Below are 21,214 nucleotides of genomic sequence, written 5' to 3'. Positions count from 1 at the left end.
GAATAAAGTATCGGACGCCTCCCCAGTCTTCTCAACATGCTATCGCCATCAACGCGGCGTTTTAATCCACCAGCTCCGGTTCGCAGCGGGCCATCAATCCCGCCAGGCCGATGCCCAGCGCGCCGGCCAGCTTTTCCACCGTCAGCAGCGACGGCGTGGCGGCGCCCCGTTCGATTTCGCCGATGAAGGAGCGGTTCAAGTCGGCTGCTTCGGCCAGCCGCTCCTGCGACCAGCCATGCCCTTCACGCAACTGGCGCACGGCCAGTCCAAACTGTTTGATCAACATGCTGTCCTCATGGGTGGTGGGCAAAAGCGGGGTGGGATGGCGCTGGAAAATCCGCTGCCTCCTGCTGGTTATGCGCTTGCGTGACATGGCTGCCCGGTGCCACGCTGCGGGTCAGCCAGACATTGCCGCCGATGACGGAGCCCTGGCCGATGGTCACCCGTCCCAGGATCGTCGCGCCCGCGTAGATGACCACGTCGTCCTGCACGATGGGATGGCGCGCCAGGCCCTTTTTCAGCACGCCGTCGGCGCCAGCGGGAAAGCGCTTGGCGCCCAGCGTGACCGCTTGATAAATGCGCACCCTTTCGCCGATGATGGCCGTCTCGCCGATCACCACGCCCGTGCCATGGTCGATGAAAAAGCTGCTGCCGATGATGGCGCCCGGGTGAATGTCGATGCCCGTCTGCGAATGGGCCACTTCGGCGATGATGCGCGCCACCAGCGGCGCGCCCAGTGCATACAAGGTATGGGCCAGGCGGTAGTGGATGATGGCCAGGATGCCCGGATAGCACAGCAGCACTTCATCGACGCTGTGCGCGGCCGGGTCGCCATGAAAGGCGGCCGCCACGTCCGTGTCGAGCTGGGCACGGATGCGCGGCAGCGCGCGGGCGAAGCGCTGCACGATGGCCAGCGCCTGCTGCTCGATGGACACCGTCTGCTGCAAGCCGTGCTGGCGCGCGTGGTAACTGAGTTCGCGCCGCACCTGTTCGTGCAGGCCCGTCAAGGTCGTGTCGAGCGTGTGGCCGACAAAGAAATCCTCGCTCTCCTGCTGCAGGTCGAGTGGCCCAAGACGCATGGGAAACAGGGCTGCGCACAGGGCGCCGACGATATCGCGCAAATGCTGGCGCGACGGGAATTCGCGCGCGCCGCACTCCTGGTTGCTGGCCAATCCTTCGCGCCACTGCGCGCGCACGGCGCGCAATTCATCGACGATCTGGTGCAGTTCCCATTGCGGCTGCGCGACAAGGGAGGCAGGGGGAAGGGCTCGCTGGTTCATGGTGGTCCCGGGAAGAGATTTAATCTTGCAGCCAAGGCAGCGCATGCCAGCGCCAGCCGCCGCTATGGCCACGCTGCTGCTGATCGTCGAGATCGCCCTCGAAGCCTTGCGCGATATTGAAGACGTGCGTGAAACCGGCCTTGGCGGCCGCTTCGGCCGCTGCCGCCGAGCGCTTGCCGCTGCGGCACAGCAGCACCACGACGGCATCCTTGCCACCCACCTTCGCTTCCAGTTCGCGCACAAAGCGGGGATTGCGGTGCATGGCCGTACCGGTCGCCCACGCCACATGCAGCGAAGCGGGCACGTAGCCGACGAAAGTGCGTTCCTCGTTGGTGCGCACATCGACCAGTGCGGCTTTGCCAGCCTGCACCAGCTGCCATGCATCCTGCGCGCTGACGATGCCCGCATACGGCAAGCCCTGGGCCTGCGCCTGGGCGCGCGCGAGATGGAGTACTTCGTCAAAAGCCGCCTCGCCGTGCGCGGCGCGGGGGTCGAAAATCAGTTCTGCAGCAGCCATCTGTCCACCTCTTTATTCCGTCGTCAAAAAATCAGCACGAGTCCACTGTAGCGAACTTGTGTTGTTCGGAAAACAAATTAAAAAGAGTTTGGAAAGCTGAAAAACGTATATGGAGATATTGCAGCGTCAAGCCGGGGTCAGACCCGCCGGGTCTGACCCCAGAACTTGTTTGGGGGGTGAATTAGAAAAAGACCAGAATCAATATGCTCTACGGCGCTCTCGTAATAAAAAGCGCGCTGGGTCAAGCGCAGCGGCCAATTGACTCTCCAGCGGCAGCGGCTCGCCCTCCAGCTGGCAAGCCAGCAGCTCGGCCGCCAGCGGCGCCCAGATCAGCCCGCGCGAGGCGTAGCCGAGCAAGCCAAACAGGCCGGGCCAGCGGGGTACGTCGCGCAAGCGTTCGCAGCGGCCCGGCACGCCCGGGTCGGGCAAGGCGCCCGCCAGCGGCAGACGGTCCGGCGCCATGCAGCGAAAGCCCGTGCGCCCGGCCAGCGGCGCGTCAAACGCAGGCACATCGAGGATAGCGGCGATCTTGTGGATATTGTCGTGCTGGCTCGACGCGCGCACCTCGGCATCCGCGTCCGCATCGTAACTGGCGCCCACGCACACGATGCCCTGGTGCGCCGGCGTCATGTAGGCTTCGCGGCAGACGACGAACGGCAAAGAGGGCAAGCTGCCCTCGACCAGGTGCGTGACCTGGCCGCGCACGGCGTCTAGCGGCAGACCGGCCGCCTGTTCGAAATCCACGGCACCCGTGCCTGCCGCCAGGATGACGGTGGGTGCCGCCGCGATCAGGGCACCGTCCGCATCGCGCACCAGCCATTCCTCATCGCCACGCTCCAGGCACAGAGCGCTGCTGGAAAAGCGCCGCGTGAGCAAGGCGCCGCAGGCGTCCAGCATGGCCGCGCAGACGGAAGACGGTCGCGCCCAACCGCCCTGTTCGAACCACCAGGCGCCATCGGGCGCCGGCGCGCCCAGCATGGCGCTCGCCTCGGGCGCTTCGAGCCAGCGGGCGAACTCGCGCGGATACAGGCCACTGGCGGCGATCTGCCGCTGCACCTGCGCATGCGCACCGTCGCGCGGCAGGTGCAGCACGCCGCTTTGCACACCCTCGATGGCGGCGCCGATGCCGCCCAGGTCTTTCCAGCGGCTCAGCGAATACAGGTAGGCGGCGCGCACCAGGCGCGTGGCGATATTGTCATCCTTCGACATCAGCGGCATGAAGATGCCGGCCAGGTTGCCCGACGCTTCGCTGGCCGGCTGCGCGTGGCGTTCAATCAATGTCACCTTCCAGCCGCGCGCGGCCAGCCGTTCGCAGGCGGCCGCGCCGGCCACGCCCGCGCCGATGACGATGGCGCGACGTTCGGGCGCGGTGACGGCCGCGTGCTCGGCGCGCCGCGCATAAAACACGGCGCGCAAACGGCTCTCGTCAAAAACAAAGCCGTTTTTTTGCAACTCCGCGCGCTGCGCCTCGTCCAGGTGCACGGCCTGCAGGCGCGCGCCATCGACCATCAGGCGCGCCAGCACCGGCGTGGCTGCCGGTATCCAGGCCAGGTGTACTTCATCGACTCGCGCCGACAATTGCGCCAGGCAGGCATCGGGCTCGCCGATCAGCACATCGAGGGTAATCAAGCCATCGCGCGAAACCATGCGGTGCAAGCCAGGCACGCAAGGCGGCCATTGCATGCGCCACTCTTCGGGCAAGTGGCTGGCATCGACGGGACGCGGCGCCAGCGCGATGTAATGCAGGCGGCGCCCGCCATGCGCCGCACAGGCTGCGCCAAAGCGGGCGCCGTCAAAATCCGTATCAAGCAGAACCAGCGCGCGGCGCATCAGCGCCCCGCGCGGCAAAAGCAGGTCGGCGCATGGTCGTTGACCATGCCGATTCCCTGCATGTAGGCGTAGACGATGGTCGAGCCGACGAACTTGAAGCCCAGCTTGAGCAAGTCTTTCGACAATGTGTCGGACAAGGCCGTCTTGGCAGGGAATTCGCCCGGCTGCCAGCTGTTGACGATGGGCTGGCCATCGACATACGCCCACAAAAAGCTGTCCAGGGTCTGGCCTTGCGCGCGCAGGCGCAGGTAGGCTTGCGCATTCGTGATGGCTGCCGCCACCTTCAGGCGGTTGCGCACGATGCCGGGGTCGGCCAGCAGCTGCACCACCTTTTCCGGGCCATACGCAGCGATCTTTTCTGCGTCCCAGCCGTCAAAGGCCGCGCGGTAGGTGTCGCGCTTGTTGAGGATGGTTTCCCAGCTCAGGCCCGCCTGCGCGCCTTCCAGGTTCAGCATCTCGAACAGCCGGCGCTCGTCGTGGCAGGGCACGCCCCACTCCGTATCGTGGTAGTCGAGATAGCGGGGATTGGCCGGATTGGCCCAGGTGCAGCGGATGGCGGTCATGGTCGTGTTCTTCATATGCGGGCAAGTCTCAGTATAGTTTATCGGCCGCGCAGGATGCGCCCCAGTTCCAGCAGACCGTGCGCCATCTCGGCCGGGGGAATCGCCGCAAAGCCCAGCAGCAGCCCGGGCGGCGTGGCGCAGGCATCGCCGGCGTCAGGGTCGGCATAGTGCCCCAGCGGACGCAGTTCGATGCCCCGCGCCACGCCCGCGCGCGCCACCGTTTCTTCATCGTGGCCGCCGCGAAAATACGCGCACAGTTCCAGGCCGCTGTCGGCCGGGCCGCACGCGAGCTGGTCGTCGAGCTCGCGCGCGATGCCGCGCACCAGCAGGTCACGCCGCTCCGCATTGCTGTCGCGCGTGCGGCGGATATGCCGGCCGAAGTGCCCTTCGGCGATGAAGTCGGCCAGCGCCATCTGCGGCACGATGGCCGTGTGGCGGTCCATCACGGCCTTGGCTTGCACCAGCGCCCCGGCCAGCGCGGGCGGCGCCACCATATAGCCCAGGCGCAGGCCGGGGAACAGCACTTTTGACAGGGTGCCCACGTAGACCACGCAGCCATCGCGGTCCAGGCTTTGCAGCGAGGCCAGTGGCGCGCCCGCGTAGCGGTATTCGCTGTCGTAATCGTCTTCCACCAGCCAGGCCTTGTTGTGCGCGGCCCAGGCCAGCAGGGCCAGGCGGCGCGGCAAGCTCATGCTCACGCCCAGCGGCATCTGGTGCGATGGCGTCACGTACACCAGCTTCGCCTGCGGACAGTGCGCCACGCCATACGCCACGTCCAGTCCGTGCGCATCGACTGGAACGGGAAACACGCGCGCACCGGCCGCGCGCAATGGGCCGCTGGCGCCCCGGTAGCCGGGCGACTCCATCCAGGCCGCATCGCCCGGTGACAGCAAAATAGTCGAGAGCATGAACAGCGCCTGCTGCGAACCGGAGGTGATGACGATCTGCTGCGGCGTGCACTGGACCCCGCGCGAGGCCTTCAGGTACACGCACAGCAGCTCGCGCAGCGGCAAGTAGCCGGCCGGGTCGCTGTAGCCGAGCTGGTGGTCGGGGCGGCGCCAGCGGCGCGCTTCCAGACGGTTCCACACGTCGAACGGGAAATGGTCGATGCGCGGCATGCCGACGCGGAAGGCGCGCAGCGGCCCCCGGTGGAACGCCACCTGGCGCATGGCCGCTACCACGCCCTGCCCGCGCGCCGACAGGGGCCGCAGCAGGCCGGGCGCTTCCGCCTTGCCGGCCTGCGCAACCATGGGTACGGGCAACGGAACGTCGCGACTGACAAAAGTGCCGCGCCCCACGGCGCCATCGAGATAGCCTTCGGCCACCAGCAGCGCATACGCATTGAGCACCGTCTGGCGCGACACGGCCAGCAGGCGGCAAAAGTCGCGCGTGGGCGGCAACTGCATGCCGGGACTCATGCGGCCATCGAGGATGGCGGCCTTGATGGCCGCATACAACTGGCGAAACAGCGGTTCGATGGCGCCGCGCTGCAGCGGCAAGGCAGCGATGATCTGGTTCAGGTGCGTGGCAGGCAAGGGCATGGAGCATCCTCAAATTGGTAGCTTCAAGATAGCACTTATTGGCTGTTTTAAATAGCCAAGACTGACGCTAAGATGAGGCATCCCCAATTACTCCCATGGAGCACCCATGCATCAGTTTTTCGCCACCGTGGCCTGGCAGCGCGACGGCCAGGATTTCGCCGGCCAACGCTACAGCCGTGGCCATGAATGGCAGTTCGACGGCGGCTTGCGCGTGCCCGCCTCGTCGTCGCCCCTGTCCGTGCCGCTGCCCATGTCCGTGGCGGAAAATATCGATCCGGAAGAAGCACTGGTGGCCGCCACGTCGAGCTGCCACATGCTGTTCTTTCTGTCGCTGGCAGCGCAGCGCGGCTACGTCATCGATGACTACCGCGACGAGGCCGTCGGCGTGCTGGGTAAAAATGCTGCGGGGCGGCTGGCAATGACCCGCATCGTGCTGCGCCCGCGCATCGCCTTCGCGGGAACACCGCCCTCGCCCGAGGTGCTGGCCGCCCTCCACCACGACGCGCACGAGCGCTGCTACATCGCCAATTCGCTGACGGCCGATATGGTCGTGGAAGGAGCGGCCTAGATGTACACGCCCGCCAGTTTTCGCGAAGAGCGCCTCGACGTACTGCATGGCCTGATCCAGGCCCATCCGCTGGGCGCGCTGGTGCGCCACGGCGAGGATGGCTTATGCGCCGACCATCTGCCGTTCGAAATCGCCGCGCCCACGCCCGCGGCCCCGTTCGGCATCCTGCGCGCCCACGTGGCGCGCGCCAACCCGCTGTGGCGCGCCGGCGGGGACGATGACTGTATGGTGATTTTCCAGGGGCCGCACGCCTACATCACGCCCGCCTGGTACGCGGAAAAGCAGCGCAGCGGCAAGGAAGTGCCGACCTTCAATTACGCGGTGGTGCACGCCCACGGCCCCCTGCGCGCCATCGACGATGCCGCGTGGCTGATGGACTTGCTGGAGCGGCTGACGGCGCGCCATGAGGCAAATCAAGCTGCGCCGTGGAGGGTGAGCGATGCGCCGGCCGACTATATCGACAAGCTATTGAAAGCCATCGTGGGCATCGAAATCCCCCTCACGCGCATCACGGGCAAATGGAAGCTGGGACAGAACCGCAGCATGCAAGACCAGGCCAGCATGGCGCATGGCCTGGCGCTGGACAATCAACCCGGCGCGGCGCAGGCCTTGGGCGCGCTGATCGCCGCCAACGTCACGCCAGCCAGCTGACGGCCGCCGAAAACGTCAAAAACGACAGCGCCGTCGACACTAAAATGATGCGGGCGATGCGCGCCGTGTTGGCCCCGAAGCGTTCCGACAGCAGCGACACGTTGCTGGCGCTGGGCAGGCAAGCCACCAGCACCATGCAGGTCAGCGCGAACGGATCGAGCGGTGCACCCAGCGCGATGGCCGCGTGGCCAATGGCCCACACCAGCAGCGGATGCAGCAGCAGTTGTTCCAGTCGATGCGATGGCTGAGAGTCATGTCCATGGTCACGCCCGCCATGATCATTGCGCACGCCAGATAACCGCACAGCACCAGGGCGAAGAAGGAAAGGTGATGGCAAGGATGGTCAGCATGGAACGCCCTTGCAGCGCGCTGCACGGGCTGGCCGCCGGGCGTAAAAAAAGGCCGCTCGCGCGGCCCAAGGAGGTTTCTGGAAAAACGCCGGCAGCCGGTCAGGGCTCTAGCTGGGCGCGGATCTCGCCCGCCGGGTAGGCGGCGCTGTGCACGTTGACGTACAGCTTGCCGGCCTGGTAGCTCGCATACTGGGGCAGCGTGAGCAGGGTGCCGGCCGGCACGGCAAACATGCCTTCGGCGGTTTTCACCAGCGGCAAGATGACAGGGCCGTTGGCGCCGGTCGGCGCTTCATGGAGATGTGCGACGGTGGCCAGCATGCCCGTATAGCGCACGCCGCCGCTGACGCTGCGGTCGTGGGCAACGCGAATAGTGCTGCTGCCACTGGCCGTGCTGGTGTTGGCCGGCACCTCCTGCGCGCCCGTCAAGGTAACGTCATGGCCGCCCGGATGATGCGGACCATGGGAACAGGCGCCCAACAGGGCTGCCAGCGCCAGCACGGTGGCGGCGCGGCGTAAGTGTTGTTGCAATGTGCTCATCGCAGATCTCCTTCAACGGACAGTAACGGACGACGGAGGGCGGCCGGCCCCGCACAACCGGGCCTGCGCCACACGGGTGTTGCATAGTGCGACAGTAAGGCCATACCGCCTTGTCCGCTTTGCTTTTCACCAAACCTGATGCGCGCCCACCGTCGCCCCTTCAAGCCAGATGCCCTTCCGCCACCCAGCCGCGGTTGGCGGGTGCGGCCTTCGGCTTGGGCGCGATGCCGCTGCTTTTCTCCGCATCGAGAATGATGCTGCGCATGCTGTCGCTGGCGGCCGGGCCCGGCGCAAACGCGTAGTACTCATCATTGATGGGCAAGCCCGTCATGGCGTCGACCAGCACGGGATCGGCGGCCAGGCCCGTGTCGCGACTGGCGATGACGAGGCTGGCGCCTTCCGGCGCGAAGTTTTCATTGCCCCAGGCAATAAAAGCCAGCAAGACGGGCTTGAAGGCGCGCCCGGACTTGGTCAGCACATAATCGTAGCGGGGCGGCTTGGCGCAATACAGGCGGCGCGTCATCAAGCCACCCTCCACCAGGTCGGCCAGCCGGCGCGTCAGGATGGTGGGCGCGATCTTGAGGCTTTTTTCAAATTCGTCGAAGCGCGTCTTGCCATAAAACGCTTCACGCAGTATGAGGATGCTCCACCATTCGCCCACCTTGCCCAGGCTGCGTGCGATCGGGCATGGCAAATTGTTAAAGTTGGTATGTTTCATGACCATCTCCTCACGTTGATTCAACACAACAATAGAAAATATTTCAGTTGCAATACGGAAACATCAGTTACTATCAAATGCAAAGTTACTTGCCCACTATGCCGAGGGACTGAAAATACGCGAAAACTCACACTTTCCTTCTTCAAGTACAATCATGGCTGGTTCTGCTCTCCCAATCCCGGTGCGAAAAACGGTGCCAGCCACGCCTTCCGACGCTGCTGCCCACGCCCGTTTTTCACTCACTGCGTTCACGATGACCCCTTTGAAGCTTGCCGTACTGCCCGCCCTGCTCGCCTTGTCCCTTTGCCAGACCACCACCGCCGGTAGCGTGTCTTCCGCGACGCTCCAGGCCACTTTCGTCGTCCAGGAAGCGTGCACCATCGTTACGCAGCGCAACAGCGCCCAGGTACGCTGCCAGCACAACACGCCGTATCTGCTGCTCCAGCAGACAACACCAGCAGGCGCCGGCCTCGTCACCGTCACGTTCTAAAAATAAATCGTTGCCGTCACCGTGTCCTTGTAATCGCCGGGGCGCGGCGACACCTGCGCCGGCACGCGGCCGTAAATCGTCAGCGGCGCACTGGCACCCGTGCCCGTGCCTGTCACCATGCTGGTGCCTGCCGTGCCATCGCCCCACGGCGCACCATCGAGGGTGGCGGACAACAGGTAACTGACCTTGTCCGTCGTCACCGTATTCTTCATTTGCCGGTTGGCCACATTGAGTGCCACGCTGCCGCCGTTCAGGGCAATCTGGTAGGCATTGTTATTGACGCAGCGCACCGATAAGGTGCTGGTGCTGCGCAGGTTGCCCGTCAAGATGGAGGCGTTCGCAAACGCCATCGGCGTGGCGGTGATAGTGCAGTCGTTGACGGCCGTAGCATTCACCGTAAAACCGAAGCTGCCGCTGTTGGCCGTGCAACCTTGCAGGTTGGCCAGGCCATACGTGGTGTAGGTATACGTGCCCTGCCCGGCAAAACTCGATGTATACACGGTATTCGCGTTGCCCGCCGTAGGCACGGCCGCCAGGGCGGTGCCGGCAGGGATCTTCGCGTACACGGTGAACGTCGTCGAATACGTGCCGGGCGGCGCCAGCAAGCCGGCCGACAGAATCATGCCGAAGGTCGACGGCGCGCCCGCAACGCCGGCGCCGCCCCATATCTTCCCCGTGGCATGGGAACTGTCCACATACACGTTGTACTCCATGCGATTGCTGCCATTACCCAGCTTGCGCGGCAAGGCCGAGGTGGAATTCGTGCCCAGCCCCAGCGAGATGCACACTTGCGCATTCGGCGTGAGCAACTGCCCCAGGCTCAGCGAGGAAAACACGCAGCTGAAGGTACCCGTTGCCTGCGCCAGGTAATCGGTGCCGGAAATCGGGCTGACGGCGCCGAAATCGATATTTGTCATGCTGACCGAGCAGGTATCGGCCTGCGCCGTACTGCCCCAGGCACAGCCCAGCAACAGGGTCAGCCATAGCAGCAGGCGGCGCATCAGCGGTCTGCCCCGGCGCCGACAGTAGCGGCAGCGCAGCGCAGCGGGCCGATCACGGGCAAGCCGCCCGCCGCCGGACGCGCATAGGCAAAACGTACCGTGCATGCGCTGTCGCCCTCGCCGACTTGCAACTGATTCTGCTCCAGCAGATCGTCGACGAAAACGATGCCGTCAAATCCCACCACCGTCTGCTTGCCGCTTTGCACATGCAGCACGGGCAAGCCCATGGCTAGCGGCTTGCCATCGGTGCCTTGCACGATGACAGTGGCCGCTCTGTAGCGTTCGATGGGAAAGGCGGCCAGCACGCCGGCCAGCTGTTGCGGCACGACATTGATATTTGTCACGGGGACGCGCGCGTCGACATCGAGTTCCTCCGTGGCGATGCTGATCTGGTTATTGCCATAGGGATTCAAATTCGGCACGAGCAGATAGCCGCTCCTGCCCGTCACGCCGATCTGACGGTTCTCATGCAACACAGGAATATTGCCCACGCCGCCCGTGGACACCAGCGCAAAGCCGTTACCCACCTGGCGCGCCGTCTCGACATGGCCATCCATCAGCACCAGCGCACCGGCCGCGCCCAGCGAGGAAGCATTGCCCATGCTGCTGCTTTGCGTGCGCGCGCTGAGGCGGCCGTCATTGCCCAGGTACTCGAGTTGCGCCTGCCGGTAGGCATTGCCGCCCGCCGTGCCCGCCTGCAAGCCCCAGCCGAAGCCGCCGCCAAAGTCCGCCGCGCGCTGCGCGCTGATGCTACGGCCGCTCTCGCCGTTTTGCCGGCTGCTGCTCGTGCTGATGGCCAGATTGTTGTCGAAGGCCATGCTCAGGCCGAAGTAAAACCCCCGCTTCTCGCGTTGCCGCAAGTCCTGGAACAGGCTGGCGTTGAAGAACAGGCCGTGAAACAGGGGGGCCGAAAAGCCCATCGTGGCCAGCTTCGACGGTGGCGCGCCGGGCGTGCGGTAACTGATATAACTGCTGCTGATGCTGCTTCCTGCCGGCAATGGCAAGCTGACGGTGAATCTATCCGCCGCGCGCACCACGGCACTGCCATCGCGCGAGGCCAGGTCGCCAAAACCGGCGCTGGCGCGCACGCTTTGCACATCGACGCTGAAGCGCGGCCCCATGTACTGGTAGCCGGCACCCAGCTGCGCGCCGCGGTACTGGCCGGCGCTGGCCGACAGCGAGCCGCTCAGCACGCCGGCCTGGCCCAGCCGCAGCAGCGCGCCCGCCCCCGCCTGATACAGGCCGGCGGCCAGTTCCGCGTGGCCTTCGAGAGTGAAGTTGTCGCTGACGCCATGGCGGCCGGAAGCGCTGGCGACCAGTTGCCGTTCGTAACCGAACAAGCGGCGGCCATAGTCGCGCCGCACGGCACCCGCCTCGACCGAGTAATCACTCAAGCCGCTGGCCAGCATGCGTGTATCGACATACAAGGGCAGCACGGTCGTCACGCTACGCCCGAGAGCATCGCGCGTGATGACGGTGGCTTGCCCGGCGCCATTGATGCCAGCCACCTGGTTCAGCACAAACGGACCGCTGGGCACGCTGGCAGCATATTGCTGCACACCATTGACGTACAGGCTCAGCGACGAAGGCACCAGCGCCGTGCCATCGACGGAGGCGACGGGAAAGGTCAGCAGGTCGGGGCGTAGCTGGAAATTCTTGCGCCACTGCACACCGCCGACGCGCACGGCGCGGCTCCAGCTGAGCGAAGAGGAAATCAGGTCGCCCACTTGCCACGTTTGCAGGGTATCGGGGTCGGCGCGGCTCCAGAAGGTGTCAAAGCGCATGTACTTGCGCTGGTCCGACCCCAGGTTCACGGTGCCGGTACTGCTGAAGACGCCGCTGTCATTGAAATAGCGCAAATCGTTGAAGATGGCAACGCGCCGCGTCTGCCCCAGTTCCGCATAGGCTTCGTAATTGAGGACGGCGCCAGGTGTGACGCGCGACGGCGGCGTCTGCGCCGCCAGGCGTGCATTGATGCGGTACGGTGAGCGCAAGTCGTCCGCGACCTGCAGCGACACGCTCTGGCGCGTCGCATCATATTCATAGCTGAGTCCCGGAATCGCCTCGAGCGCCACATCGGCCAAAGCGGGCGCGCCCAGGCGCGCCGGGTCCAGCCCAAGCTGCTGCAAGTTTGCCACGCTGCTGCGCAAGCCTTTACCCACCTGGGTAAAACGCAAGATCAGCCCGGTTGATACAGCATTCACGGTTACCTCCAGATACAGTTCATTCGGTGCCATCGGATCGCCGGGCAAGCTGGCCGGCCCCGGGTCGGCGCCCGTCACGGCAGCCGATCCATCGGCCCTGGCCAGCGCCGCCATGGCCAGCAGCAGCAGGGTCCAGCAAGTCCGCCAGCTCAGTTCGCGTCTCATGGTTTAAGCCGGTTGCGCCCATGCCGAAGGCGCGCGACAAGCTTGCCCGCCATGGTGGCCATGTTCAAGGTGTCGAATTCGTGGCCACGATCGCCTTTGCATTCACATGCACCGCAATGCTCAACGGCCCATCCAGTTCAGCCTCCCTGGCAACGGGCAAGCGCCATACGCGCATGCGTGCCGCCAGGACATAGCCAAACAGCCCCTTGCTGATGACAAACTCCTTGCCCGCCTGATTCGTGAATGTCATCGCACCGATCTGCGCATGGAGGTTGCCGCTGTTCTTGATACGCAACATCCATGCGCCCTGCTCGCGAAAGACTTGCCAGTCGAGCATTTCCTTGCCGGGTGCACCGGCCGGCAACACGAACACAGGCACCGAGTAGCGCAGGCGGATATCGACGCCGCTGCGGCCCGGGTCATCTTCGCGGCTGACTTCATCGATGAGTACGCGATACGTCTTTTCCTGCGCGATGGAGCCAGCCTGGGCACGCACCAGGCGGATGGTCTGCCGGCTGTTGGCGGCGATTTCCACGATCGGCGGACTGGCCACCAATTCCTGCGTCGGCGCCAGCGTTTCCTCGCCATCACGCTGATCCCAGGCGAACACCCGCACCTGCCCATACATGGGCTGGTCGCCCAGGTTTTGCAGGTTGATCGCGACCGCGCTCTGTGCTGCGCGCAGGGTCAGCGTCACCGGCGAAATCTGCAGATTGGCGCCCTGCACGCCCGCCGCGCAGCAGGCCAGCAGCGCCAGCACGCTTTTCATCAGGGAAGTCAAACCGGCCTTCACGCAGCGCCTGGCTTAAAAGTAAACAGTGGCCGTGATAGTCGACTTGTAGGTATCGGGCGCCGGAGTCGTTTGCGGCGGAATATTGCCGTACACCGTGATCGGCTGCGATGAACCGTTGCCGGTGCCAGCGACGGTATTCGTGCCCTGGATATCGCCCCACAAGGTGCTGCCAGCCGTCTGGTAAAGATTGAACTGGACCTTGTCCAGGTTGCCGCCGGTGCCGCTCAGGTAGCGCGTGGTGCCGGTCGACCCCGTGCCCGTGCCCGCCGTCAGGCCCACGTTATACAGCGTGGTATTGGTGCAGGTGACATTCACCGTCGTATTGACGTTAACGGCAGTAGCCAGTACACCCTGACTTTGACCGAAGTCGAGATTGCCCGCCAGGATGGTGCAATTAGCGACGACTTTCAAGGTGACGTCAAAGGTTGCGGTGTTGCTGCCGTTCAGATACACGGCCGCGTCGGCGACGCCAGGCACGAGTGCCGTGCTGGCAACGGCGACGCTGGCGGCAACTATCAGGCGGGGGAAAATAGCTCGCAACATGATACCTCCTGATGATAAAACATCATTAATGCGCCCGCCAATATGAAGGGCATCGAGGATAGTCACGGTATTGCCGGCGTTTTTTGGGGCACGCAAACCAGGACAACAAAATATCAGCGCCAAGAGCCAGGAAGCGGGGGCCTTCAGCTTTTTTGCCGCATTGGCAAAGCAGATTTTTTAATAATCGACATTGCTTAAAATCAATGCATGAATTAATTATTAGCGATCTGGGAAATCGCCGCTTCTTCTTGCGGAGAAACATCTTTTAAAATACGAGAAAAGCTGAAAAAAAAGAAAAAGCGAGGCATAATGAGCCACAACTTGCTATTTAATTAAGTCTCCCCTGCCATGCCACTGACCTGTGAAACCGTCAAAAAAAACATCTTGATCGTGGATGATTCCGCGTTCGAGCAGCGCCTGTTGATAGGGCTGCTCAGCGAACAACCCTACCGTTTCAGCATCGCCTTCAACGGTTATCAGGGCTACCAGCTGGCACTGGCCACGCATCCCGACCTGATCCTGCTCGATGTGCGCATGCCCGAGATGGATGGCTACACGGCATGCCGTTTGCTCAAGGCCAATCCCGAAACGGAACAGATACCCGTGATTTTTCTCAGCGCCGCCGATGCTGCCGAAGAACGCATCATGGGCTTGCAAGTGGGCGGCGTCGACTACATTTCGAAGCCGTTCACGCCGGAAGAACTGGCCGCGCGCATCCATATCCACCTGGGTTTGATGCGTAAAAGCAACAGTACCTTGCCCACAACGACGTCGGCCAGCGACAAGCTGCAGCATCCCGACCTGGTGTTCGTCAATGCGGTCAAACAGCTCATTGTCGACAATCTGGGCAGCCTGCCCAACCTGTCCGACATCGCCCGCAGCGTGGGCACTTACCGCGAAAAGCTGACCCTGATGTTCCGCGAGCAAACGGGCATGACGGTCTTCGCCTTCATCCGCGAAGCGCGCATCGCCCGCGGTGTGGAATTGCTGCAGCAGACGGACATCGACGTGCAGGATATCGCCCTGCTGATCGGTTTTCACAACGCGGGCAACTTCGCCACCGCCTTTCGCGAGCGCATGGGCATCACGCCCAGCGCCTACCGCCAGCGCCTGCAGGAGCAGACAGGACAGCGGCAGGCGGCGGGCGGCGGCTAACGCTACCTGTGACGCGCGCTCAGAACTTGTAGTTCAGCTTGAGCGATGCAAAGCGTCCACGGGGATCGGCCTGGGTAAAATCAAAGCCGGTGGAGGCATAGTCCCAGGGCGCGCGCTTGTTGGCCAGGTTTTGCACGATGAAAGTGAGGTTCGCCTTTGGTGTCACCTGCCAGCTGCTGGTCACGTCGAAGGTGCTGAAGGCGGCCACGGATTCATCCAGATGTGTGTTTTGCGCATAGCTGCCCACGTAATTCCATGTGAGCGTGGACGACCACTTGCCCTGCTCCCAGGTGGCCGAGGTGACGCCGCGCCATGTCGGGATGGAGCCGAAATAATTGGTGCCGGCGCCATCGGTGAGGGGCGCGCCGTCGGACAGCGGTTCGGCAAAGCGCAGCACCCGGCTCAGCTGGCCGGCCAGCGTCAGCTTGCCCCAGTCCTTATCGGCAAAGCGCTGGCGCAGGTCGATATCGATGCCCGACACTTCGCGCTGACCCTGATTGCGGAACTGGCGATACAGGGTCGTGATGCGTCCATCGGCACCACGCGTGATCTGTTGCGGCGCCGTGTTTTCATTCTTCAGAATGGTGGTGGCGCTGGCCGTGCCGATCACGCCATCTTGCTTGATGCGGTAGTAATCGAGGCCGATGCTCGAACTGCTGGTGGGCGACACCACCACGCCCAGGTTCAGGTTGTTCGAGCGCTCGGGACGCAGGTGCGGATTGGCGATGGTCATGACCGTCACGCCGCGCGACTGCGTTGGCGTCAAGGGATCGCGGGCATCGATCACGCTGGTATAGCTGACGGCCGTGCTGTCGGTGATTTCCGGCAGCGACGGCGCACGGAAGGCGCGTGAAACGGTGCCACGCAGCAGCAACCACGGCGCCGCCTGATAGCGGGCGCTGGCTTTGGGCGAAAACGCATTGCCAAAGTCGCTGTAATGGTCGGCGCGGCCCGCCACGTTGACGGACAGGTCCTTCACCACGGGCACATTGAATTCGGCAAACAGGGCCGACACATTGCGCGAGCCGTCGATGATATTGAGTGCGGGGCGCAGTTCCGTGCCCGACAGCACGGCCGTCGAGGTTTGCGAATCCATCTTTTCGCGGCGCCATTGAAAGCCGGCGGCAAAGCCCAACGGGCCCGCCGGCAAGTCCAGGATATCCTTGGCCGCCGAGAAGTCGAGCGTGTCGAGCGTCGATTCGGCCGGGCGCAGGGTCGACAGGCGCAGGCGGTTGCGCACCGCTTCGCTGTTTTGCGACTGGTCAAAGAAATTGTAGCTGCCCTCGGCCAGCACTTTCTGGAATGCATAGCGGTTGACGAAGTTCTGCACCGTTTCTTCCAGTTTGCTGCTGGAATGGGCAACGGCCGTGTCCCAGTCCCAGCCCGCCCAGGTACCCTTGGCGCCGGCCAGCGCGCGGTAGAAGGTGACGCGGTCCTGCTTCAGGCGCGGCCCCAGGTCGAACAGGGTGGCCGTAAACGGCAAGGGTGTCGTGCCTGGATTGTTCGGGTGGCCCACGGGCAGCACCACGGGGATGGTGTCGAGCAGCTTGGTGCTGTTGTTCCACACCCGCGTGGCGTTATTCACCGTCAGTGGCGCGCTGAAGGTCTGGTCGGCGCGCGAATAACTGTGCAGCAGGTCGACATAGGCTTGCGTGTCCGCGTTCAGCTTGAGGGTGCCGCGCAGCGAAGAATGAATGCGCTGGATGCCCGGGATCAGCGTTTTATATGGCGCCGGATTGTAGGCCTGCACCTGGCCACTGCGATCAGGATTGATATCCTTGTACGACACCAGTTGCAGCGGGCCACGCACGCCACCGAGGGTCTGCGTGGGATCGTTGCCGGCATAATTCGTGGCGGTCCAGCCCAGGCTGCCGCGCTGCTGCTTGCGGTAATCGGCATCGCGCAGCCATGCCACGTCACTTTGCTGCAGCTTGTCGCGCTGCTGCGCGTCGACCGAGAAGACCACGCTGTAGCCATCTTCTTCTAGCTTGCCGAAACCCGTTTGCAGCGCCGCGCTCTTTTCATGCTGGCCCGTGCCTTGCGTCGACCCCCCCCATTGCGCCGTGATGTCCGTACCCGTGAATTCCTTGTACAGGATGATGTTGACCACGCCAGCCACGGCGTCCGAGCCATACACGGACGAGGCGCCATCCTTGAGCACTTCGATGCGCTGCACGGCCGCCATCGGCAGGCTGTTCAGGTCAACGAAGGTTTGCTGCAAATCCTGCGCCGTGGCATAGCTGGCCACGCGGCGGCCATTCACCAGGATCAGGGTATTTTGCTGGCCGATCCCGCGCAGCGACAGGCCCGAGGTGCCGGCCGAGAAACTGCCCGTATATTGTTCGTTGTAGCTATTGCCGCTGTTGGCGGAAATGGCGCGCAGCACCTCCGAGACGCTGGTCTTGCCGCTGGCTTTCAATTCCTTGGCGGTGATGACCTGCACGGCGCTGGCGCCCTCCTTTTCGCTGACGCGGATATTCGATCCGGTGACGTTGACGCGCAGCAGTTCCTCCTCGGCGTGGGCAAGCGTGGGGAAAGCGGGAAAGGCGGCGGCGATGGCGAGACTGATGGCGAGTGGTTTGAACATGGTTTCCTCTTATTGGGATTGCAGCCTTTTTCAGATAAAAAAGGCCGAGCTGGGGCACGCGGACCGGGTAGGCCAGCGGGCAAACGACAATGAAACGGATGGGAATGACTTACGGGATGCGTGGACGGGCACGCATCGGCATCGACTGCGCCATGCATTGCATGGTCAGCTGGTGCCGGGCGGCGTAAAAATAGGCAGAAAGACTAAAGCGCAACATAAAAGACACCGGTAAGCGGGGAAAGGCCACTATATCTCGGTGTCTTTATGGCGTGAACGAATTAAAAATTGATTGTATATATGATTTGAATCTAAGGATTTGGGGTTTGGCAATATCAGGCGTCGGCCATCGCCACGGGCGCCAGCGCCGCGCGGCGCGCCTGCACGCCCCACCAGTACCAGGAAATCAGGGCGTTGACCCAGTAGGCCGCATACAGCACGGCCGTCAGGTGCAGGCCGCGGCTGTAGTAGAGCGGCACGGCCACCGTGTTGACCAGCAGCCAAAAGACCCAGGTTTCGATGCGCCGGCTCATCAGCAAGAATTGCGCGATGATGCTAAATACCAACACTGCCGAATCGATGAAGGGCGCGTAGGCATTCGTAAAGCGGTGCAGCAACATGCCGTAGATGACCACGCAGGCGATGCCGGCCGGCACTACCCAGGCCAGGCTGCGCCAGCCCGTGCGCGTGATCGGCAACGGCTTGCCGCCGGCGCCGCGCCGCCATTGCAGCCAGCCGATGACGCAGGTGACGATGAAAAACAGCTGCAGCATCACGTCGGCATACAGATTAACCTGGAAAAACAGTACGGCAAACAGCACGCAGCCGACAATGCCGATCCACCAGGAATGAATATTATTGCGTCCGGCCAGAATGATGGAGGCAGTCATCAGTACATTGGCGGCGATCTCGAGCGGGGCAGTCAAGCGGTCTTCCTTTGCGGGGCAGTGGTGGCACCGCGCCACTATAGCCGATTACACTGCACGGTGTTCACCGTACCGGAGGCAAAACCAATGGGGCAAGGGGGGAAACGTGCAAAATTCCAGGAAATGTGCTCCAGACCGGCCTTCAGCAGCCGCAGCCCTTGACTTCCATGGCCATTCTGGCAAATTGAATATCACGTTTAAACTCCAGGAACCCCCGTATGCGCATGCGCCATTTCCTGTTTGCGGCAGTGCTCGGCCTATCTGCCCTGCCCGCCGTGGCCTGCCGCATGACGATGGCGCTCGAGCAGTGGCCGCCGTATGTCTACCGCGATGCCCAGGGCCGCTATACGGGCCTGGACCTGGAGTTGCTGAAAGCCATTTTCAAGGAAGCCCGCTGTACCCTGGTCACCCTGCCGGAACTGCCCACCGCGCGGCGCCAGTTGCTGTTTCAGAAAGGGGGACTGGACCTGATGCTGGCCGCCTCCGATACACCGGAACGCCGGTCCTATGCCCGCTTTTCCATCTCGTATCGCGACGAAGCAGTGGGACTCTTCAGCAAATCGGGCTCGCCCGCCGACCATCGTCAGATCGGCAGCTTCGAGCAGCTCGCGCGCGGCAAGTCGACCTTGCTGGCGCCCAAAGTGGGCTGGTATGGCGCGCAGTACGCGGCGATCCGGCCGGCGCTGGAAAAGGCAGGCCGCCTGAATACGTTCGGCAGCTTCCAGCAAGGCGTGCGCATGCTCGACGCGGGCCGCGCCGACCTGCTGCTGGGCGACGTGCTGGCCGTGCGCCACGAAGCGCGCCTGCAGGGCGTCCCCCTGACCGCCCTGCCCTTCCTGGCCCTGCGCGCCCCCGTGCATCTGATGCTCAATACGCGCACGACCAGCGCCGCCGACCTGGCGCGCCTGAACGCCGCCATCACGCACCTGGAACAGCGCGGCGTACTGACGGCGATACGCCACAGCTACGAAGCGCCGTAGCGGCGCAGTGACGATCACGCCCTGGCAGCCGACTCCAGCATCTCCAGCTTGGTTTCGCGGCCATGCTTTTGCACGCCCTGCGCCTTGTCATAGTTTTCGATCAGCGCGCGGTACGGCGCCACGATATGGTCAGTCATGATGTCCGCGAACTCCATCGCGTCGGCGCGGTTCCAGGTGCCCATCACTTCAGCCAGCACGGCATACGTGTCGATCGGCACGGCGCCAGCCTGCGTCACGCGCGCCATGCTGATGCGTGAAATCATCCACGCCATGTTTCCTTCACGGCGCGGCCTGCTGCCGGCCGTGCGCGCGCTGATCGACTACCTGGCGCACAGCTTCGCCGCGCTGGAGGAAGAGTGAGGGTTTTCAGGTACGATGGCGTACTCTCGAATCGCCTGGACACCGCATGCGTTTACTGATTTTGTCGGACCTGCACCATGAGTTATGGCGCGACGACGCGCCACAGGGCGACCTCGCACTCAGCCGTCCCGACGCCGTCATCCTGGCCGGCGACATCGACACGGGCCCCCGCGCCGTCGCCTGGGCCGCCAGCACGTTTGCGGGACTGCCGGTGCTGTACGTGCATGGCAACCACGAAGGCTATGGCCACCATCTGGACAAGGTGCGCCAGGAGCTGCGCAGCGCCTGCGCCGCCACGGACAACGTGCATTTTCTCGACGCCGATCGCCACGTCATCACCGATCAGGCTGGCAACGCCGTGCGCTTCCTGGGCGCGACTCTGTGGACGGATTTCCGCCTGCTGGGCGACGATACGCGCCAGTCGGCCATGCGCGACGCGGAAGCCGTCATGAACGACTACAAGCGCATTCGCCTGGCCAACATGGGCTTTCGCAAGCTGCGCGCGGCCGATACGGCCATGTTCCACGCGCAGCAAAAAGCCTGGCTGGCGCGCGAACTGGCGCAGCCTTTCGATGGCGCGACCGTCGTCATCAGCCACATGGCGCCGTCGCTGCTCTCGGTCGATGATGCCTATGGCAACGAAGGGTGTTCGCCCGCCTATGCCTCGCGCCTGGACGAGCTGGTCGCGCAGGCGGACCTGTGGGTGCATGGCCACATCCATGCTTCACGCGACTACCGTATCGGCCCGTGCCGCGTCGTATCCAATCCCTGCGGTTACAAGACGCGCGGCGGCACGCCGCAAAATCCGCAATTCAACCCGAACTTCATCGTCGAGCTACCGGCTCGCTAATCGTCAGGTTTGAGCCGGCCCGCCAGCCATTGCTGCAGGCGGTGCTTGCCGGCCCGGCGCGCCGCGCGCGGCGATGCCTCCGACTGGTGCGCACCGGCGCCGCCGCGCAACCTGGCGGCCGCCACCAGCGGATTGCGCGGCTTGGGCGTGGCTTTCACTTTGATTTTCATGGTGTTTCCTTTCAACCCGGTCGTCCAAAACAAAAAACCCCGGCGAGTTTCCTCACCGGGGTTTGAAGGACACCGGCTCGGGATCGGCATTGCTGCCGATGACCCCGAGCGTCATGCGCGGGGCTAGTGCTAAGTCGACTTGCTGCCAGCCTGCTCGAACATGGGTTTCCTTTCTATTTGATGGTTGATCTTCCCTGCGGAAGCTGATTCTGCACCGTATGCTGCAGCGCGTCAACCGCATTTCATGGCGAATGCACCAACGTTGTTATTTTGTCGCAGCCGCTTTTTCTTTGGCTCTGTCCCCGATAAGTAGGGGAATTGCGAGAATTTTCCTGGGGCCCTGCTGTCTGACGGTACATAGTAGACAAACGGGAGTCTTCCATGCAGCCAGCCCAGTGGAAAACCTTCATCGCCCAGTTCACCGCACTGAGCCAGCGT

23 protein-coding genes and 2 pseudogenes are annotated in these 21,214 nt (G+C 63.7%); 7 read left to right on the top strand and 18 right to left on the bottom strand.

All coding sequences use genetic code 11. The features are described 5' to 3' along the window. Positions 1-61: 61 nt before the first annotated feature. From ACQ4WN_RS22880 to pdxR, 6 genes are all read right to left on the bottom strand, one after another. Positions 62-286, bottom strand: coding sequence for a helix-turn-helix domain-containing protein (locus ACQ4WN_RS22880; RefSeq protein ID WP_034784364.1), 225 nt, complete (start codon positions 284-286; stop codon positions 62-64). Between the two features lie 7 nt (positions 287-293). Further along, positions 294-1,280 (bottom strand): serine O-acetyltransferase EpsC, encoded by a 987-nt coding sequence (gene epsC, locus ACQ4WN_RS22875; RefSeq protein ID WP_436553597.1) that lies wholly within the window; start codon positions 1,278-1,280, stop codon positions 294-296. Between the two features lie 19 nt (positions 1,281-1,299). Beyond that, on the bottom strand, positions 1,300-1,797 hold the full coding sequence (locus ACQ4WN_RS22870) for a rhodanese-like domain-containing protein (RefSeq protein WP_436553596.1): 498 nt from the start codon (positions 1,795-1,797) through the stop codon (positions 1,300-1,302). A gap of 198 nt (positions 1,798-1,995) precedes the next feature. Next, on the bottom strand, positions 1,996-3,627 hold the full coding sequence (gene mnmC1, locus ACQ4WN_RS22865) for an FAD-dependent 5-carboxymethylaminomethyl-2-thiouridine(34) oxidoreductase MnmC1 (protein ID WP_436553595.1): 1,632 nt from the start codon (positions 3,625-3,627) through the stop codon (positions 1,996-1,998). Then, positions 3,627-4,190 carry a DNA-3-methyladenine glycosylase I gene (locus tag ACQ4WN_RS22860; RefSeq protein ID WP_436553594.1) on the bottom strand — a complete coding sequence of 188 codons (564 nt, stop codon included), beginning with the start codon at positions 4,188-4,190 and terminating at the stop codon, positions 3,627-3,629. The genes mnmC1 and ACQ4WN_RS22860 overlap by 1 nt, the downstream gene beginning before the upstream one ends. Before the next feature lie 38 nt (positions 4,191-4,228). Beyond that, positions 4,229-5,731, bottom strand: coding sequence for a MocR-like pyridoxine biosynthesis transcription factor PdxR (gene pdxR, locus ACQ4WN_RS22855; protein ID WP_436553593.1), 1,503 nt, complete (start codon positions 5,729-5,731; stop codon positions 4,229-4,231). Positions 5,732-5,837: 106 nt separating this feature from the next. Here pdxR and ACQ4WN_RS22850 point away from each other — a divergent pair, with 106 nt between their 5' ends. Then, complete coding sequence (locus ACQ4WN_RS22850; RefSeq protein ID WP_436553592.1) at positions 5,838-6,299, top strand: OsmC family protein; 462 nt, start codon at positions 5,838-5,840, stop codon at positions 6,297-6,299. Continuing rightward, positions 6,300-6,950 carry an FMN-binding negative transcriptional regulator gene (locus ACQ4WN_RS22845; protein ID WP_436553591.1) on the top strand — a complete coding sequence of 217 codons (651 nt, stop codon included), beginning with the start codon at positions 6,300-6,302 and terminating at the stop codon, positions 6,948-6,950. Here ACQ4WN_RS22845 and ACQ4WN_RS22840 read toward each other — a convergent pair. The 3 genes and pseudogenes from ACQ4WN_RS22840 to ACQ4WN_RS22830 all read right to left on the bottom strand — a co-directional run. Beyond that, positions 6,934-7,182: pseudogene (locus ACQ4WN_RS22840) on the bottom strand (AEC family transporter); the annotation flags it as partial. The gene ACQ4WN_RS22845 and the pseudogene ACQ4WN_RS22840 sit on opposite strands and share 17 nt — an antisense overlap. A 217-nt stretch (positions 7,183-7,399) precedes the next feature. Beyond that, the gene (locus ACQ4WN_RS22835; protein WP_436553590.1) at positions 7,400-7,837 is read right to left on the bottom strand and encodes a CHRD domain-containing protein; all 438 of its coding nucleotides are present in this window, start codon (positions 7,835-7,837) and stop codon (positions 7,400-7,402) included. A gap of 160 nt (positions 7,838-7,997) precedes the next feature. Further along, the gene (locus tag ACQ4WN_RS22830; RefSeq protein WP_010394680.1) at positions 7,998-8,555 is read right to left on the bottom strand and encodes a winged helix-turn-helix transcriptional regulator; all 558 of its coding nucleotides are present in this window, start codon (positions 8,553-8,555) and stop codon (positions 7,998-8,000) included. 253 nt (positions 8,556-8,808) lie between these two features. Between ACQ4WN_RS22830 and ACQ4WN_RS22825 the strand changes: the two genes are divergently transcribed. Next, positions 8,809-9,045 carry a hypothetical protein gene (locus ACQ4WN_RS22825; protein WP_436553589.1) on the top strand — a complete coding sequence of 79 codons (237 nt, stop codon included), beginning with the start codon at positions 8,809-8,811 and terminating at the stop codon, positions 9,043-9,045. On the opposite strand, the gene ACQ4WN_RS22820 is transcribed toward ACQ4WN_RS22825, so the two are convergent. The 4 genes from ACQ4WN_RS22820 to ACQ4WN_RS22805 form a co-directional block, all read right to left on the bottom strand. Further along, entirely contained in the window at positions 9,042-10,046 is a 1,005-nt protein-coding gene (locus tag ACQ4WN_RS22820) for a Csu type fimbrial protein (RefSeq protein WP_436553588.1), read from the bottom strand. The genes ACQ4WN_RS22825 and ACQ4WN_RS22820 overlap by 4 nt on opposite strands. After that, a complete protein-coding gene (locus tag ACQ4WN_RS22815) occupies positions 10,046-12,415 on the bottom strand; it encodes a fimbria/pilus outer membrane usher protein (RefSeq protein ID WP_436553587.1) in 2,370 nt (789 codons plus the stop codon). Before ACQ4WN_RS22815 ends, ACQ4WN_RS22820 begins: the two co-directional genes overlap by 1 nt. A 64-nt stretch (positions 12,416-12,479) precedes the next feature. Beyond that, positions 12,480-13,175: a fimbrial biogenesis chaperone gene (locus ACQ4WN_RS22810; RefSeq protein WP_436553586.1), complete on the bottom strand. Its 696-nt coding sequence runs from the start codon at positions 13,173-13,175 to the stop codon at positions 12,480-12,482. 45 nt (positions 13,176-13,220) lie between these two features. Beyond that, on the bottom strand, positions 13,221-13,751 hold the full coding sequence (locus tag ACQ4WN_RS22805) for a Csu type fimbrial protein (RefSeq protein WP_436553585.1): 531 nt from the start codon (positions 13,749-13,751) through the stop codon (positions 13,221-13,223). A 348-nt stretch (positions 13,752-14,099) separates the two neighbouring features. On the opposite strand from ACQ4WN_RS22805, the gene ACQ4WN_RS22800 reads away from it, so the two are divergent. Next, the gene (locus tag ACQ4WN_RS22800) at positions 14,100-14,906 is read left to right on the top strand and encodes a response regulator transcription factor (protein WP_436553584.1); all 807 of its coding nucleotides are present in this window, start codon (positions 14,100-14,102) and stop codon (positions 14,904-14,906) included. A 19-nt stretch (positions 14,907-14,925) separates the two neighbouring features. On the opposite strand, the gene ACQ4WN_RS22795 is transcribed toward ACQ4WN_RS22800, so the two are convergent. Together ACQ4WN_RS22795 and pnuC are read right to left on the bottom strand one after the other, a co-directional pair. Further along, a complete protein-coding gene (locus ACQ4WN_RS22795) occupies positions 14,926-17,493 on the bottom strand; it encodes a TonB-dependent receptor (RefSeq protein WP_436553583.1) in 2,568 nt (855 codons plus the stop codon). Between the two features lie 332 nt (positions 17,494-17,825). Continuing rightward, positions 17,826-18,416 (bottom strand): nicotinamide riboside transporter PnuC, encoded by a 591-nt coding sequence (gene pnuC / locus ACQ4WN_RS22790; protein WP_436553582.1) that lies wholly within the window; start codon positions 18,414-18,416, stop codon positions 17,826-17,828. Positions 18,417-18,634: 218 nt separating this feature from the next. Between pnuC and ACQ4WN_RS22785 the strand changes: the two genes are divergently transcribed. Beyond that, the gene (locus ACQ4WN_RS22785; protein WP_436553581.1) at positions 18,635-19,396 is read left to right on the top strand and encodes a substrate-binding periplasmic protein; all 762 of its coding nucleotides are present in this window, start codon (positions 18,635-18,637) and stop codon (positions 19,394-19,396) included. Positions 19,397-19,410: 14 nt separating this feature from the next. Here ACQ4WN_RS22785 and ACQ4WN_RS22780 read toward each other — a convergent pair whose 3' ends face one another. Continuing rightward, complete coding sequence (locus ACQ4WN_RS22780) at positions 19,411-19,659, bottom strand: hypothetical protein (protein WP_436553580.1); 249 nt, start codon at positions 19,657-19,659, stop codon at positions 19,411-19,413. On the opposite strand from ACQ4WN_RS22780, the pseudogene ACQ4WN_RS22775 reads away from it, so the two are divergent. Continuing rightward, positions 19,649-19,756: pseudogene (locus ACQ4WN_RS22775) on the top strand (LysR family transcriptional regulator); the annotation flags it as partial. The gene ACQ4WN_RS22780 and the pseudogene ACQ4WN_RS22775 sit on opposite strands and share 11 nt — an antisense overlap. Before the next feature lie 46 nt (positions 19,757-19,802). After that, positions 19,803-20,606: a metallophosphoesterase gene (locus ACQ4WN_RS22770; RefSeq protein WP_436553579.1), complete on the top strand. Its 804-nt coding sequence runs from the start codon at positions 19,803-19,805 to the stop codon at positions 20,604-20,606. Here ACQ4WN_RS22770 and ACQ4WN_RS22765 read toward each other — a convergent pair. Then, positions 20,603-20,776 (bottom strand): hypothetical protein, encoded by a 174-nt coding sequence (locus tag ACQ4WN_RS22765; protein ID WP_436553578.1) that lies wholly within the window; start codon positions 20,774-20,776, stop codon positions 20,603-20,605. The genes ACQ4WN_RS22770 and ACQ4WN_RS22765 overlap by 4 nt on opposite strands. Before the next feature lie 231 nt (positions 20,777-21,007). Further along, positions 21,008-21,214: hypothetical protein (locus ACQ4WN_RS22760; protein WP_436553577.1), on the bottom strand; the 207-nt coding region annotated here is incomplete at its 5' end.

The organism is Janthinobacterium pasteuri, from assembly GCF_051380775.1.
In the GTDB taxonomy this organism is placed as follows: Bacteria; Pseudomonadota; Gammaproteobacteria; order Burkholderiales; family Burkholderiaceae_D; genus Janthinobacterium.
This window is presented reverse-complemented; position numbering and strand designations above follow the sequence as displayed.

Bases quoted from the DNA above. Each gene is read 5' to 3' on its own strand.
- ACQ4WN_RS22770 (WP_436553579.1), top strand. From the start codon at position 19,803: ATGCGTTTACTGATTTTGTCGGACCTGCACCATGAGTTATGGCGCGAC.
- pdxR (WP_436553593.1), bottom strand. From the start codon at position 5,731: ATGCCCTTGCCTGCCACGCACCTGAACCAGATCATCGCTGCCTTGCCG.
- ACQ4WN_RS22815 (WP_436553587.1), bottom strand. From the start codon at position 12,415: ATGAGACGCGAACTGAGCTGGCGGACTTGCTGGACCCTGCTGCTGCTG.
- ACQ4WN_RS22850 (WP_436553592.1), top strand. From the start codon at position 5,838: ATGCATCAGTTTTTCGCCACCGTGGCCTGGCAGCGCGACGGCCAGGAT.
- ACQ4WN_RS22830 (WP_010394680.1), bottom strand. From the start codon at position 8,555: ATGAAACATACCAACTTTAACAATTTGCCATGCCCGATCGCACGCAGC.
- ACQ4WN_RS22785 (WP_436553581.1), top strand. From the start codon at position 18,635: ATGCGCATGCGCCATTTCCTGTTTGCGGCAGTGCTCGGCCTATCTGCC.
- ACQ4WN_RS22820 (WP_436553588.1), bottom strand. From the start codon at position 10,046: ATGCGCCGCCTGCTGCTATGGCTGACCCTGTTGCTGGGCTGTGCCTGG.
- ACQ4WN_RS22845 (WP_436553591.1), top strand. From the start codon at position 6,300: ATGTACACGCCCGCCAGTTTTCGCGAAGAGCGCCTCGACGTACTGCAT.
- ACQ4WN_RS22805 (WP_436553585.1), bottom strand. From the start codon at position 13,751: ATGTTGCGAGCTATTTTCCCCCGCCTGATAGTTGCCGCCAGCGTCGCC.
- mnmC1 (WP_436553595.1), bottom strand. From the start codon at position 3,627: ATGCGCCGCGCGCTGGTTCTGCTTGATACGGATTTTGACGGCGCCCGC.
- ACQ4WN_RS22765 (WP_436553578.1), bottom strand. From the start codon at position 20,776: ATGAAAATCAAAGTGAAAGCCACGCCCAAGCCGCGCAATCCGCTGGTG.
- ACQ4WN_RS22780 (WP_436553580.1), bottom strand. From the start codon at position 19,659: ATGATTTCACGCATCAGCATGGCGCGCGTGACGCAGGCTGGCGCCGTG.
- ACQ4WN_RS22860 (WP_436553594.1), bottom strand. From the start codon at position 4,190: ATGACCGCCATCCGCTGCACCTGGGCCAATCCGGCCAATCCCCGCTAT.
- ACQ4WN_RS22880 (WP_034784364.1), bottom strand. From the start codon at position 286: ATGTTGATCAAACAGTTTGGACTGGCCGTGCGCCAGTTGCGTGAAGGG.
- ACQ4WN_RS22870 (WP_436553596.1), bottom strand. From the start codon at position 1,797: ATGGCTGCTGCAGAACTGATTTTCGACCCCCGCGCCGCGCACGGCGAG.
- ACQ4WN_RS22835 (WP_436553590.1), bottom strand. From the start codon at position 7,837: ATGAGCACATTGCAACAACACTTACGCCGCGCCGCCACCGTGCTGGCG.
- ACQ4WN_RS22800 (WP_436553584.1), top strand. From the start codon at position 14,100: ATGCCACTGACCTGTGAAACCGTCAAAAAAAACATCTTGATCGTGGAT.
- ACQ4WN_RS22795 (WP_436553583.1), bottom strand. From the start codon at position 17,493: ATGTTCAAACCACTCGCCATCAGTCTCGCCATCGCCGCCGCCTTTCCC.
- epsC (WP_436553597.1), bottom strand. From the start codon at position 1,280: ATGAACCAGCGAGCCCTTCCCCCTGCCTCCCTTGTCGCGCAGCCGCAA.
- ACQ4WN_RS22825 (WP_436553589.1), top strand. From the start codon at position 8,809: ATGACCCCTTTGAAGCTTGCCGTACTGCCCGCCCTGCTCGCCTTGTCC.